The organism is Paractinoplanes ovalisporus (assembly GCF_016834655.1).
Taxonomy (GTDB): domain Bacteria; phylum Actinomycetota; class Actinomycetes; order Mycobacteriales; family Micromonosporaceae; genus Actinoplanes; species Actinoplanes ovalisporus.
Window position 1 is genome coordinate 40,633 of record NZ_JAENHP010000009.1, and the last position, 13,942, is coordinate 54,574.

At 71.9% G+C, this 13,942-nt stretch carries 12 protein-coding genes; 7 read left to right on the forward strand and 5 right to left on the reverse strand.

Annotation, left to right across the window (positions count from 1 at the left end; genetic code table 11):
• Positions 1 to 194 precede the first annotated feature (194 nt).
• Positions 195 to 2,021, forward strand: a complete 1,827-nt coding sequence (locus JIG36_RS26050; protein ID WP_203379039.1) for a sensor histidine kinase — start codon at positions 195 to 197, stop codon at positions 2,019 to 2,021.
• Here the strand turns inward: JIG36_RS26050 and JIG36_RS26055 are convergent.
• The 3 genes from JIG36_RS26055 to JIG36_RS26065 form a co-directional block, all read right to left on the reverse strand.
• Positions 1,978 to 2,652, reverse strand: coding sequence for a response regulator transcription factor (locus JIG36_RS26055; RefSeq protein ID WP_203379040.1), 675 nt, complete (start codon positions 2,650 to 2,652; stop codon positions 1,978 to 1,980). The genes JIG36_RS26050 and JIG36_RS26055 overlap by 44 nt on opposite strands.
• The gene (locus JIG36_RS26060) at positions 2,643 to 4,358 is read right to left on the reverse strand and encodes a sensor histidine kinase (protein WP_203379041.1); all 1,716 of its coding nucleotides are present in this window, start codon (positions 4,356 to 4,358) and stop codon (positions 2,643 to 2,645) included. Before JIG36_RS26060 ends, JIG36_RS26055 begins: the two co-directional genes overlap by 10 nt.
• Positions 4,359 to 4,472: 114 nt before the next feature.
• Positions 4,473 to 5,192, reverse strand: coding sequence for a hypothetical protein (locus JIG36_RS26065; protein WP_236048277.1), 720 nt, complete (start codon positions 5,190 to 5,192; stop codon positions 4,473 to 4,475).
• Positions 5,193 to 5,298: 106 nt separating this feature from the next.
• Between JIG36_RS26065 and JIG36_RS26070 the strand changes: the two genes are divergently transcribed.
• Complete coding sequence (locus JIG36_RS26070) at positions 5,299 to 5,739, forward strand: SRPBCC family protein (protein WP_203379043.1); 441 nt, start codon at positions 5,299 to 5,301, stop codon at positions 5,737 to 5,739.
• Positions 5,740 to 5,862: 123 nt separating this feature from the next.
• On the opposite strand, the gene JIG36_RS26075 is transcribed toward JIG36_RS26070, so the two are convergent.
• Positions 5,863 to 6,969, reverse strand: a complete 1,107-nt coding sequence (locus tag JIG36_RS26075) for a Gfo/Idh/MocA family protein (protein ID WP_203379044.1) — start codon at positions 6,967 to 6,969, stop codon at positions 5,863 to 5,865.
• Positions 6,970 to 6,987: 18 nt separating this feature from the next.
• Positions 6,988 to 7,584, reverse strand: a complete 597-nt coding sequence (locus tag JIG36_RS26080) for a copper resistance CopC family protein (RefSeq protein ID WP_203379045.1) — start codon at positions 7,582 to 7,584, stop codon at positions 6,988 to 6,990.
• 128 nt (positions 7,585 to 7,712) lie between these two features.
• Here JIG36_RS26080 and JIG36_RS26085 point away from each other — a divergent pair, with 128 nt between their 5' ends.
• The 5 genes from JIG36_RS26085 (at position 7,713) to JIG36_RS26105 (ending at position 13,899) form a co-directional block, all read left to right on the forward strand.
• Positions 7,713 to 9,056, forward strand: coding sequence for a DedA family protein (locus JIG36_RS26085; protein ID WP_203379046.1), 1,344 nt, complete (start codon positions 7,713 to 7,715; stop codon positions 9,054 to 9,056).
• 6 nt (positions 9,057 to 9,062) lie between these two features.
• Entirely contained in the window at positions 9,063 to 10,262 is a 1,200-nt protein-coding gene (locus JIG36_RS26090; RefSeq protein ID WP_203379047.1) for a sensor histidine kinase, read from the forward strand.
• Entirely contained in the window at positions 10,250 to 10,894 is a 645-nt protein-coding gene (locus JIG36_RS26095) for a response regulator (RefSeq protein ID WP_203379048.1), read from the forward strand. The genes JIG36_RS26090 and JIG36_RS26095 overlap by 13 nt, the downstream gene beginning before the upstream one ends.
• Before the next feature lie 112 nt (positions 10,895 to 11,006).
• Positions 11,007 to 11,741 carry an ABC transporter ATP-binding protein gene (locus JIG36_RS26100; RefSeq protein ID WP_203379049.1) on the forward strand — a complete coding sequence of 245 codons (735 nt, stop codon included), beginning with the start codon at positions 11,007 to 11,009 and terminating at the stop codon, positions 11,739 to 11,741.
• A gap of 4 nt (positions 11,742 to 11,745) precedes the next feature.
• Positions 11,746 to 13,899: an ABC transporter permease gene (locus JIG36_RS26105; RefSeq protein ID WP_203379050.1), complete on the forward strand. Its 2,154-nt coding sequence runs from the start codon at positions 11,746 to 11,748 to the stop codon at positions 13,897 to 13,899.
• The last annotated feature ends 43 nt before the right edge of the window (positions 13,900 to 13,942 follow it).

Here is a 13,942-nt window from a genome sequence, read left to right on the forward strand (position 1 = left end):
GTTAACAATAAAGCCGTCCATCGATCCCTTGTCAACGAAAACCGCAGGTCAGATTTTTAAAGAACCTTAAATCAACTGCTTGCGGTGGTACGGAACCGGTCGGGCGTACGTCGGGCGCCGCGTGGCGATCGTCCCGGGTGGGGTCGGTCGTCCAGCCCAGGTACGTGCCGTCACGTGACGCATACGCTTCGCCGATGTCCCCCGGCCTGAGATGGCGCCCGCGCGATGCGTTCACCGTCACCGATCCCCTCCTGCCGGCCTTGCTCCTCGGTCTTCTCGCCGGCGCGGCAGTCGGCGTCGCGGGAGCGCCGTACTGGAGGAACCACCCGGTAGCAGCGGTGATCGTCATCGTGGACTGTGCCGCCCTGGCGACGGCGGGCGGCGTGCTGGCGTCCGGCCGGTCCACTCGCCGGACGGGTCTGTTCATGATCGGCGGCGCCTTCGCCTGGAGCGCGAACTGGCTGACCGCGCGTGACAGCGGCATCTTTCCGCTGGCCGGCAACTGGGGCAACGCCGTCTACTTCGCCTTGCTGGGGATCGGCGTGCTGCTCTATCCGACCGGGCGCCTGCAGAACGCGGCGGCCCGGCTCTGGACCGCCGCGGCAGTGATTGTGCTCGGCGGCACTCAGCTCATGCTCACCGTGTTCGGCGAGCCGGAGTGGAGCGGGTTCAGCGCCTCGTCGATCTGGCCGACGCTGCACGCCGACCGGAACCTGTTCGACCTGGTGATCCGCCTGACCACGTATCTGTATCTGCTGCTGGCCGCGACCTACGCGATCACCCTGGTCGTGCAGTTCCGGACCGCACGGGGCTTCACCCGGTTGCGGATAGCTCCCCTCATCGCCGGCGTCGCGTTGATCGGGCTGGTGTCCGCGGTCGCGCAACAGGGTGACGCGATGACAGACGCGCAAGCCGCGCTGCGCGCCTACGTCATCCAAGGCACCACCGCGCTGCTCGTCCCCATCGCGCTGATGAGCGGCACCATCCTCGATCGGCTGCGATCCGCCGCCATCACCAGCCGGATCGTTCCGATGGTCAACCCCGCGACCGAGGACCGTGTTCGTGAGGCTCTCGCCCGGACGCTGCGCGACGAGACGCTGGTGGTGTACTTCTGGTCGGTGCCGCACGGCGTCTTCGTCGACGCGTACGGCGATCCCGTGGACACGATCGGCGTGGGTGATCCCGCTTCGGCGCCGCCGGGACGGGTCTGGATCCCGGTGACCGGGCCGGTCGGCGAGCCGCTTGCCCTCCTCGACACCGATGCCGAGCTGGGACACTATCCGCAGCATCTCGAAGCGGCCGTCACTGCGGTGCGGCCCGCTCTTCAGAACGCGCGTCTCCACGCGGAACTGCGAGCCCAGCTCGAACGGACCCGAGCGGCGCAGGCCGCGGCCCGGACCGCGGAGGAACGCGCCCGCGATCGGATCCGCCGCGATCTCCACGACGGCGTCCAAGGCAACCTGACCGCCCTGCAGTTCCTGATCAGCCGGGAGTCGCGGCGGGCCACCGACCCGTACGTGCGGACTCTGCTCGACCGGATCCGCGAGCAGATCGCCGAGTCGAACGAGGACCTGCGCACGTACGTACGGGGCGGGGTTCCGGCCGCGTTGCAGGCGCATGGCCTGCGACCGGTACTGGAGGTGGAGGCCCGCCGATCGCCGGTTCCGGTCACCCTCGACGTCGTCGGCGGCCGCTTCGACCTGGCGACCGAGGTCGCCGTCTACTTCTGCGTCAAGGAAGGCATGCAGAACGCCGTCCGGCACGGGCGGCCCACCCGGATCGAGGTCCGTGTCACGTCCGACGCCCGGGCGATAGCGGCGACCGTCGCCGACGACGGGCAGGGCGGCGCGAGGTTCACGCCGGCCGGAGGGCTCACCGGGCTACGCGATCGGATCGGTGAGCTGGGCGGCTCTCTGGAGGTCGGCTGCTCCGACGGTTACCGGACCATCCTGACCGTGACGTTGCCCCGGCCCGCGGCTACATCTGACTCTGGTCCCGGCGGTCCTCCCGCAGGAACGTGAGCACCGCCTTCACCCGGCGGTCGAGATCGGCGGCGTCGGAGGTGAGTTCCAGCTTGGCGAAGATCGCGCCGACCCGGTTCTCCACGGCTCGCACGCTGATCCTGAGCAGCCCGGCGATCCGACGGTTGGCGTAGCCTTCGGCCATCAGCTGCAGCACCCGCAGCTCGGCCGGTGTCAGACGGCCCAGGGGTCCGGCCACGGCCTCCGTACGCGGCGCCATCAGCATCTCCACCATCTCGGGCTCGATGACCGTCTCACCGGCCACCAGGCGGTCGAGGCAGTCACGCAGTGAGCCCCCGTCCGCCACCTTGTCCTTGAGGCGATAGCCGGTGGCGCGGGCCTGGACGCTCAGCAGCCGCTTGAGATAGGGCGCCTGCACATACTGCGACAGGGCCAGGATCGCCAGGTCGGGGAAATCCGCTCGCAGACGCTCGGCCGCGTCGAGCCCACCGGTCTCGCCGGGCGGCATCCGGATGTCGACGATGGCGACGTCGGGACGGTCCTTCCGGACGGCCTCCACCATGTCGAGTCCGTTGGCCGCCCGGTGGGAGACCTCGATTCCCATGTCCTCGAGCAGAAGGCAGAAGGCCTCCCGGAACAGGAAAGTGTCGTCGGCCACTGCTACCCGCATGGAATCCTCACCGTCATGGTCGTGCCGGGTCCCGGCCGTGGTTCCAACTGGATGCCGCCGCCGGCCTCCGCCGCCCGGGCCGAGAGCAGCCGGATACGGCGGTTGCCGGGAGCCATCAGATCGGCCTGGTCGGTGACGACCCGGACGACGAGGGTCTTGCCGGCCGCGGAGACATCGATGTGCAGGCCCGGCGGCTGCCGGATGCCGTCCAGGATCGTGGCGGCGTCGCCGACGATGTCCTGGGCCGCGGTCATGGCCGCGGCCCGCATCGTGTCGTCCAGTTCGGCCTCGTTCGCGACCGTCACCCGGACCGGAAGGTCGACCGAGCGGCCGAGATGCTCCAGGGCGGGAGCCAGGCCGGACTCGCGCAGCAACGGTGAGTAGAGCGCCTCGGCGACCGACCGCAGCTGGTCGAGGGCGACGCTCAGCTCCTGCTGGGCCAGCCGTACCGAAGCCGTGGCGGTCGCGTCCGACGCTGTCCGCAGCCCCAGCCGGCCGAGGGTCATCGAGATGGCACTCACCCGCTGCTGCACCTGCTCGTGCAGAACCTGTTCGAGTTCACGGCGCTGGGCCAGGTCTCCGGCGCGGATCCGCTTGCTCCACACCTTCGTCACGGTGTCGAGCCGGGCCATGGCCAGATCGCGGCTGGAGAGCATCGCCACCGTGCGCAGACGTTCGGCCTGTGGCCAGTGGCGGAACCGGGCGTCCACCTCGACCATCGCCACCGGGCCCGAGCCGGCGGGTTCGGTCGGGTCGTCGACGGTGATCACGTATCGCCCTTCGGCCGGTGGCCGGTCACATCGCTCGTCGCCCGACTCGTTGACGAACAGCTTCTGATCCGTCAGGCGGTAGAACACGTCCAGGCTCTCGTCCCCGACAGCGCGGCGCAGGCCGTCGCGCACCACGGCCCCGGTCAGCATCGGCATCCGGGCGATCTCGTCCGCGAGCCGGGCCCCGAGAGCCCGGCTCCGCCAGGCCTGGGCGATCAGCGCGAGAGGGAACAGGATCAGGCCGGCCGTACTCGCCGCGACCCAGTAGCTGGGCTCGGGCACGGATCGGGGACCCTCCGCAGCGGTCAGCGCCGCGGCCGCCACGACCGGAACGATCACGCCGAGCGCCGCCCAGCGTTCCCGGCCCGGGACCCGCCGCAGGTGGAGTCCGACCACCGTGGCGAACAGCAGGACGATGGCGGCGTCGGCCACGGCCAGCAGTGTCGCGGCGTCGCGATAGGTCCGGCCGGCCATCGCCAGGACCACCTCGCCGACCGGCAGGACGAACGCCGACGCGGCGACAAAGACCCGTACCGGCCACCGCCACGCACCGCCGTCGAGGTGAAGCAGGACGGCGCAGGTGACCGCGAACCAGAAGAGGACGTTGCTGAACTCGCCGGCCCGGGTGGCGAAGCTGCCGCCCCATGATCCGGCCCAGGTGGCCGGCCAGAGCACCGCGCCGGCCAGGAGCGTCCAGCAGAGGGGCCGGCGCGGAACGACAACCGGATAGGTCAGCAGCCCCGCAGCTGTGGCCAGCAAAGCCGACAACAGCACGTTCAGAGTGGCGTTCCGGGGATCGGACTGCCACACCTGACCTTGGACAACCACGGCGATCACGGTCGCCGTGAAGGCAGGCGCAAGGCAGAACCGGAGCAGACGCCACTCCGCCGTCGCCGGGGACGCCAGCGTCAGCCTGCCCCGGAGGATGTCTGCCACCTGACCTGCCTATCGTCTGCGGGCCCGATCGGAAAGAGTGCACACCCTCGGATCCGGCAGAGGCCGTGCGGGCGCCTGGCCTCCCCCCTCCGGAATGCCAGGCGCCCTGCTCCCTTACTGCGAGATGTACTGGAAGCTGCCGCCGGGGAGGATGCGCTCCGGGGCGCCGTCGTCGGCCACGTCACCGCGCGGGCCGAACGTGCTGATGGTGTAGATCCCCCGCAGCCGCTTGTACTGCGGTCCACTGCACGTCAGGGTCGGGTGGTCCTGCTTGCCCAGGGCGAACTGGGTCGTGTTGGTCGACGTGTTCTGCGGGGTGAAGTTGCACCACCCGGTGTACGTCCGGCCGTTCGGCCGCGTGACGGTGAGCGGGATGCGGAAGACGATCGGCTTGTTGTTGATGCTCTTGTAGGCCTGGAACTTGATGATCGTGCGCTTGCGCGTGGCCCCGGCCGGGCAGCTGACCTCGGCCGACCTCGGGAAGCCGATGGCCAGACTGCAGTCACCGATCGGCCAGTCGAACTGGACCTGCACGATCGGCTTCACCACAGTGCCGTCGGAGCTCTCCGACAGGCAGAAGCGATACCGGGCGCGGGCGAAGTTCAGGGACGTCTGCCAGATCTTGCCCTGGCTGTAGTCCACGCAGTTGAGCTCTCCGGCCGTGATGAGGATCCGGTCCTCGGGATCGGTGGCCGAGGCCGGGGCGGCGACGAACGCGGTTCCGAGAACACCGACAAGCGCGGAAGCTATGAGCGCCACGCGGCGCGGCCAACTGATGTGCACCTGACATCCCCCTCCGGTGCCGGCCCTCGTACGGGCCGGATGTGTACTCATCGTCGGCTCCCGCACCGGGCCCGGGCAGTGGGCGATCCCTGCGACAAACCAGGGGATCCACCGGGGGAGACGAGTGCCTGCCCTCGTCCCGCATACGATCCTGGCCATGCCGACCGACCGGTTCAGTGACAGCGTCCGGATCGCCGCGCCGGCTGCGGTGATCTATGAGCACCTGCTCGACCCGCACAACTACATCGGACTGTCGCCGCTCATCGTGGCTGTTCGCGACGTCCGCCCGGCGGGGGAATCGACCGCCTACGTTGCGGTTGAGCGTTTCCGGCTAGGGCCGTTCCACTGGGACAACCTGATCCGCGTCACCCTCACCGGTGTGCGGCCCGACCTTCGCGTAGTCAGCGACGTTGTCAGCCCGGGCGCCGTCCGGCTCGAGTCGACCGTGGATCTCGCCCCCGATGGCGGCGCCACCACGCTGACCGAGTCGATCGAGGTCGAGTTTCCGGCTCTGTTGCGCGGGTTTGTCGTCAAGCAGGCCAGTTCCGTCCAGAAGTCCCGCTTGGCCGAACTGGCCCGCCGCTTCAGCCGGCCCTAGTCGAAGTGGGAGCGGCGGCCGGCCAGCTCGGTGCGGTTCTGGTCTGCGTCTCGGTGGTCGGCTCGGGCCCCGAGCGGGGTGCGTTCGTGCTGCCCCTGCGGGTCGGGAAGGTGGTGGAGCCCGCTACGGGTTCAGCGTGATCCAGGCTCCCGAGACTGCCGACTGTTCCAGGGCGTCCAGCGCCTCGGCCGCGCGGATCGCGTCGACAAGCGTTGCGCCGTACGGGATCCCCTCCGCGACCGACTGCAGAAAGCGCGCCGCCTCGATCACCTTGAGGTCGTCGTAGCCCATCGGGATGCCGGCCCCCGGCTGGAACGCCCCGAAGTCCCCGTCGGAGGGGCCGACGAACTGGGTGTCGGTGCCGATGCCCAGTTCGCCCATGCGGCGGAAGTCCCAGAAGAGCGCGCCCCGGGTGCCGTGGATCTCGAAGCCGTAGCTGTTCTGTTCGCCCACGGCGACGCGGCTGCAGTCGAGGATCACCCGCGCCCCGGAGGCCATCCGCAGCAGGCTGCCGAAGTAGTCGTCGTTCTCGACCGGACCCGGCTCGCCGCGGCCCCGTTCGTGCCCGGCCGTGGCGGCGGTCGGGCGCGGTCTCTCCCGGATGAAGATCGCGGTGTCGGCGACCAAAGAGTCGATCTCGCCGAGCAGGTAGCGGATCAGGTCGACGCCGTGCGCCCCGAGGTCGCCGAGGACGCCGTTGCCGCCCCGGGCCCGCTCGAAGCGCCAGCTCAGGGCGTCGTCGGGGTGGGCCGCATAGTCGCTCAGGAACCGGAACCGGGCGTGCGTGACGTCGCCGATCCCACCCTCCGCGATGAGCAGGCGGGCCTTCTCGACGGCGGGCGCGTTGCGGTAGTTGAAGCCCACGGCCACCTGGACGTCGCCGACGATGGCCCGGGCGTCGGCGGCGCTGAGCCCGACCGGTTTCTCGATCCAGATGTGCTGCCCGGCGGCCGCGAACGCGCTGCCGATCTCGCGGTGCAGGAAGTTGGGGGCGGTGATGCTGACCGCGCCCACCCGTGGGTCGCCCACGAGCGAGCGCCAGTCCCGGGTCGATTCCTCGAAGCCGTAGCGCCGGGCGGCCTCGTCGGCGCGGCCGGGAACGTCATCGGCGACGGAGACGAGGCGGACCGGGCTCACCGAGGGAAAGTGGTGCGGGACCCGGGCGTACGCCTGGGCGTGCACCCGCCCCATCCAGCCGAACCCGACGACGGCGACGCCCAGCCCATCCATCGACGGAGCATAACCCCGTCAGCCGGCCCTCCGGTTGCGCGCGAAGAGGAACCCGGCGAACGCGAGCAGGGCCACGACGATCGCCCCGATGACGACGAACATGGTGGTGTTGCCGGAGTCGTCGCTCTCGGCGGACGCCAGGTCGGCGGCCGGGGCCGAGGGCGCGGCGCTGGTGGCCGTCGGCGGAACCTCGACCAGCGACTCGTCCGGCGCCGGGGCGGGCTCGGAGCTCGGGGCGGCGGTGGCGGCCGGGTCGGCCACGGTGAACTTGTAGGAGCCCTGCACGGTGTGGCCGTCCTGCGAGACCACCCGGTACGCCACCGTGTAGGCGCCGTTGGCCAGCGGCTCGAAGGTGATCGTGCCGGTCGCGCCCGCCACCTCGGGGTCGGACGCGTCGATCTTGGTGGACCCGGAGGAGACGGCGATCGTCGTGTACTCGGGGTTCAGCTTCTGCAGGAACTTCAGCTTGACGCTGGTCGGCGCCTTCTTGACCGTCGAGCCCTTGGCCGGGGTCGCCTCGGCCAGCGCGTTGTGGGCCAACGCCGGTGCGCCGGGCAGAAGCACCGCCAGCACCGCGGCCAGGGCGACGAGCAGGCGGGTCACGGGCTTGGTCATGGGTTCACAGGTCCTTCTGTCCGATGCCGGGGAGTGGTTGGTCGCTCCCCGGCCTGAGAAAGTTCCCGCCCGAGCTTAGGGGAATCTCACCGATCCGCCTGGGGGAAGCGCGTTCATAGGCTTCGATCGTGCAATGGCTCGACGACCTGCTCGGCTCGCTGCCGGCCGGCCTCGTGCTGCTGGTGGTGGCCGCTCTCGTGGTCTCCGAGGCGGCCGTCCTGGCCGGGCTGGTGCTGCCGTCAGCGACCGCGCTCGTCGCGCTGGGACTGCTCGCCAACGAGGGGGTGGTGGGCATCGTTCCGGCCGCGCTGGTCGCGGTGGGGGCGGCGGTGCTCGGCGGAACGGGGGGCTATTTCGCCGGGCGCCGCCGGGGGCCACGCGCCCGGTTCGTCAAGGAGCGGCACTGGCAGCGGGCCGAGCGGATCTTCGAGCGGCACGGCGGCCGGGCCGTCTTCTTCGGACAGTGGGTGGCCGGGGCCCGTACGCTCGTACCCCGCCTGGCCGGGATGAACGGCGTGCCCTACCGCCGGTTCGCGGCCGGGCAGATCCCGGCGGCGGTCGGCTGGTCGCTGTGGCTGGTCGTCGGCAGCTATCTGGCCGGCGCCTCCTACGACGTGCTGGCCGCCCGGGCCGGTCGGGCCGGGGGTGCCCTGGCCGTGCTCACCGGCCTGCTCATCGCGCTGGTGCTGGCCGGCCGCTGGCTGGGGCGGCACCCGCTCAACTCAACCAGCGGCCGGCACCTGTTCAGCCAGCCGGCCTGGCCTCCGCTGACCGGCAGCCGTGCCACCCGGGTGCTGATCAGCCTGGGCGCGCTGGTGGCTCTGGCGGCGGTGCTGATCGTCGTCATCCCGCTGATCGTCAAGCTGAGCGGCCTGTCCGCGGCCGACGACGCCGTCACCACCTGGGCCCGCGGGCAGTGGAGCTCCGACGGCTACCGGTTCGCGCTCGAACTCGCCACCTCGGTCAGCCCCGAGATCCTGCTCGGCGTCGCCGCGTTGGCCGTGCTGCTGCGGGCCTGGTGGCGCCGCGAGGGCGTGCTCGACGCCCTGGCTCCGCTGGTTCCCATGGTCGTCCTGACCCTGATCCTCGCCGTCCTGAATCCGCCCTCGTGGGAGGGCCCGCCCGACCTGTTCTTCCCGTCCGCCGCCGAGTACGACGGCCCGCTGCCCCTGGCCGAGGCCGGTCCGGCGCTCGCCTCACTGGCGTCGGTGCAGACGGCCCAGCTGGCGGCCGTGGTCGGTCTGCTGGCCTGGCTGGTGTCGCGCCGCCTGACCTGGCCGCAGCGGGTCACCGTGGGCACCCTGGCCGCGGCCGGTCTCGTCCTCTGCTCGGGCTCGTGGGTCTATCTGGGCTGGAGCCGCCTGAGCGAGACCATCGCCGCCGTGCTGCTCGGCGGGGCCTGGGCCGTGCTGAATGCCGCGATCTGGGCGTCCCGGACACCCGGGCCCGTCCGCGTCCAGGCGCTAGTCTGACGGGCTATGAACGCCGATGGCCTGCGCCGCCGTGCGCACGCCACCATCGACGGCCTGCGGAGGCTGCTCGGCGGCTTCGGCACGTCGGCTCTCGCGCTGGCCACCCTCTTCTGGATCGCCATCGTGGCGATTCTCTGCCTGGTCGGCATCGGATTACTGCTTTTCCCGTACGCCCGTAGCGCCGTCCGTGCGGTGGCCGACCGTGAGCGGGCCCGGTTGTCACGCTGGGGTCCCGAGGTTCTGGGCCCGCTCTCGGAGCGGCCCAGCGGGCGGGAACTGCTCTGGCTCGTCGAGCACGCCACCGCCGGCTTCTTCATCAGCGCGTTCGGCCTGATCGTCCCGCTCTCGTCCGTGCAGGACATCGTCTACCCGTTCTACTGGTGGCTCGTCCCGCCCGACTCCGTCCCCGGGCTGGTCTTCTGGCCGGTCCACAACCAGCGCGACGCGATCCTGGTGGGCCTCTACGGTCTCGCCTGGGTGCTGCTCGGCCTCTATCTCGCGCCGAAGCTGGCCCGGTTGCAGGCCTGGCCCGGCCGTCGCCTGCTCTCCCCGCCGCCCGGCACCGACCTCAGCCTGCGCGTCGCCGAGCTGACCGCGACCCGGGCCGCCGCCCTCGACGCGCACGCGGCCGAGCTGCGCCGCATCGAACGTTCGCTGCACGACGGCGCCCAGAACCGCCTGGTCGCGGTCAGCGTGCTGCTCGGCGCGGCCCGGCGGGCGGTGGCCCGCGACCCGGCCGCGGCCGGCGAGATGCTCGACCGGGCCCAGGACGCCGCCGAGCTGGCCCTGGCCGAGCTGCGGACGGTCGTGCGCGGCATCCTCCCGCCCGTGCTCGACGGCCGCGGGCTCGACGGCGCGCTGGCCGGGCTGGCCGGCGACTCCGGGGTGCCCTGCCGGCTCGAGGTCGACCTGCCCCGGCGGTGCGCGGCCTCGGTCGAGGCGACCGCCTATTTTGTGGTGGCCGAGGCGCTCACGAACATCAACAAACACAGCGGCGCCACGACCGCTTCGGTGCGGGCGACCGTCGCCGGTGACCGGCTGATCCTGACCGTCAGCGACGACGGGCGCGGCGGCGCCGACGAGGACGGCGGGTCCGGGCTCACCGGCATCCGGCGCCGGGTCGAGGCGTACGACGGAACCCTCACCCTGACCAGCCCGGCCGGTGGGCCGACGACCATGCGAGTGGAGCTGCCGTGCGGATCGTGATCGCCGAGGACGAGCCGCTGCTGCGCGAGGGCCTGGCCCTGCTGCTGCGGGCCGAGGGGCTCGAGGTGGTCGCCACCGCCGACGGTCCCGCCCCGTTCCTGGCCGCCGTCGACGAGCACAAGCCGGATGTGGCGATCGTCGACGTCCGGATGCCGCCCACGCACACCGACGAGGGCATCGTCGCCGCCGTCGAGGCCCGCCGGCGGTTGCCCGGCCTGGCCGTGCTCGTCCTCTCGGCGTACGTGGAACAGGCTTTTGCCACCGATCTGCTCAGCGGTGGCGCGGCGGGGCTCGGCTATCTGCTGAAGGAGCGGGTGGGGCGGGTCGAGGAGTTCCTGACGGCGCTGCACCGCGTGGCCGACGGCGGCACGGCGGTCGACCCCGAGGTGGTCGGGCTGCTGCTCTCGCGCAACCGCGCGGACAACGGCCTGGAACGGCTCAGCCCGCGCGAACGGGACGTGCTGGCGCTGATGGCCGAGGGGCTGGGCAACGTGGCGATCGCCGAGCGGCTCGTGGTCACTGAGGGCGCCGTGCACAAACACATCCGCAGCATCTTCGCCAAGCTCGACCTCGCGCCCAGCGACCGGGCCGACCGCCGGGTCACCGCGGTGCTGCGCTACCTGGAGAAATAGCGCCGGGTACAGCTAGCTGTACCGCGAAGAGGCCCGCTGGCTTCATCGATCTTGACCGCTGCGAAAAATAGCGTTTCCGGTGTCAGCGAAGAGCACACCGAGAGGCGCAGTGATGAACGACTTGCTCGCGGTCCGGGTCGAGGGACTCACCCGGACGTACGCCACCGACGGGCAGCAGGTCGCGGCCCTGGCCGGGGTGGACGCGGCGTTCGCCCGCGGCACGTTCACCGCGGTGATGGGCCCGTCCGGCTCCGGCAAGAGCACCCTGCTGCAGACCGCGGCCGGCCTCGACCGGCCCTCGGCGGGCCGGGTCTGGATCGGCGACACCGAGCTCTCCAAGCTCTCCGAGACCAGGCTGACCGAGCTGCGGCGCAACCGCGTCGGCTTCGTCTTCCAGGCGTTCAACCTGATCGGCGCGCTCACCGTCGAGGAGAACATCCTGCTGCCCTCGAAGCTCTCGGGGGAGCAGCCCGACCGGCAGTGGCTGGCGAGCGTGATCGAGCGGGTAGGCCTGACCCAGCGGTTGCAGCACCGGCCGGCCCAGCTCTCCGGCGGCCAGCAGCAGCGGGTCGCGATCGCCCGGGCGCTGGCCGTACGCCCCGACGTGGTCTTCGCCGACGAGCCGACCGGCGCCCTCGACACCAACACCGCGGGCGAGGTGCTGGCCCTGCTGCGCTCGATGGTCGACGAGTTCGGCCAGACCGTGGTGATGGTGACCCACGACCCGGTCGCCGCCTCCTACGCCGACCGGGTGCTCGTGCTGGCTGACGGCCGCATCGTCCGTGACCTGCCGCAACTGGGCGCCGAGAAGATCGCCGAAGTGCTGGCGACCCGCTGGAAGGGCTGAACCGATGCTCAAGCTCGCGATGCGCCTGCTGCGGCAGCGCCCCGGAACCTCGATCGCCACCCTGGTCGCCCTGGCCGGCGGCGTGATGATCCTGATGACGCTGGCCGTGTTCGTCGAGTCGGGCCTGCGGTTCCAGCCCGACCCCGGGCGGTACGCGGCGGCCGACGTGGTGGTCGCCCACCAGCACATCACCATCTCGACCAAGGAGTTCGACGGCGAGGTCAGCACCTCGCAGGTGCCGCTGCCCGAGGGCAAGGTCCCGGCCGGGCTGGCCGACAAGATCCGCGCCGTGCCGGGCGTGACCGACGTCCAGGCCGGCCCCCAGGCGATCGCCGTCAAGGTCGCCTCCCCCGATGCGATCACCCAGGTCGACGCCCTGGCCGAGGAGGCCGGAGTCGAGGCGTACGCCGGGAAGGACCGCGGCTGGGCCGAGTCGTCCGCCTCGATCGAGGCCCGTTCGCTGCTGCTCGAAGCGGGCAGTGCGTTCGGCGGCTACGTGGTGATGCTGATCGTCTTCGTGGTGGCCGGAACCGTCGGCCTGTCCGTCCGGCACCGCCGTCGCGACCTGGCCCTGCTCCGGGCCGTCGCCGCCACCCCGCGCCAGGTCCGCTCGCTGGTCGTCGCCGAGGCCGCCGTCGTGGGCCTGGCCTCGGCCGCGATCGGCATCCCGGCCGGGCTCTGGTCGACCCACTGGGTGCACGACCAGCTGGTGACTCGCGGCTTCCTCCCCGCCGAGTTTCCGATCGCCGCGCCCGGCATCGCCGCCGCCGTCGCGACCGTGACCACGATGCTGATCGCCGTGCTCGCGGCCCGGATCGCCGCCCGCCGCGTTGCGAAGATCCGCCCGGCCGAGGCGCTCGGCGAGATCGCGGTCGAGCCGCCCCGCGGTGGCCGCATCCGGCTCGCCTCCGGTCTGTTCACGCTGGCCGCCGGGGTCACGTCCACGTTCTTCGCGGCCGGCACCTCGGGCACGGCGGCGATGGCGGCCGCGGTCGGCATGCTCTATCTGTTCGTGCTGGCGGTGGCCCTGCTCGCCCCGTGGATCAACGAGTTCGCGGCCCGGCTGCTCGCTCCGGCGCTGCGCCGGGTGTGGGGCGTCTCGGGTGAGCTCGCCGTGGCCAACCTGCGGGCCAACGCCCGGGGCATGGCCGCCGTGCTGAGCGCGCTCGTGCTGTCGGTCGGGTTCGGCGGCTCGGTCTGGTTCCTGCAGGACAACCTGCAACGCCAGACCGTCACCCAGAGCCGGGACGGCATGCTGGCCGACCGGGTCCTGGCCGATCCGCAGGGCCTGCCCGCGACCACCGCCGACCGCGTACGGCGTACCGGGGGAGTCGAGGCGGCGACCGGCGTGCAGCACACGTCGGTGGTGGTCCGGGTCTTCGACGGCGCCGAGACGGTGGTGGCCCGCACGGTCGAGCCGTCCCAGCTGGGGTCCACGATGGACCTCGGGGTGCGCGAGGGCAGCCTGGCCGGGCTCACCGGCGACACGATGGCGGTGTCGGCCCTGCAGGCGTCGTCGTCGGGGTGGAAGGTCGGTGACCAGGCCGAGATGTGGCTCGCCGACGGCACCCTGGTCAAGCGCTCGGTGGTCGCGATCTACGACCGCGGCTTGGGCTTCGGTGACGTGGTGATGCCGTACGCGTCGGGCCCGTACGACGAGATCCTGGTGCGCACCGACGGCCGGGCCGACCCGGCACTGGCTGCCCTCGGGCAGGTGCGCACGGCCGACGACCTGACCGGGCAGCTCGGCCGCGACCTGGCCATCAGCGCCTGGCTCAACAAGCTGCTGATCACCGTGATGGTCGCGTACGCGGCCCTCGCCGCCGGCAACACGATGGTGATGGCGGCCCTGGCCCGCGGCCGCGAGCTGGCTCTGCTGCGGCTGTCCGGGGTCACCCGGCGCCAGGTGCGGCGGATGGTCAACGCCGAACAGGTCGGTCTGCTCGGGGCGGCGCTGACGGTCGGCGTGGTGATCGCCGGGATGACGCTGGTGGCCGTGGTGCGGGCGCTGACCGGCCAGCTGGTGCCCTACGTGCCGCCGATGGGTTGGGCGGTCGTGCTCGGTGGCGCGACGGCGCTGGCCCTGGTCACCACGATCCTGCCGGTGGGCCGCCTCCTGCGGGTTCCCCCGGTGCAGGCCGCGGGCACCAAGGAATAGCCGTCCGACGGCGGCCCCGAGCGGGAGCAGGGAGGATGGCGGG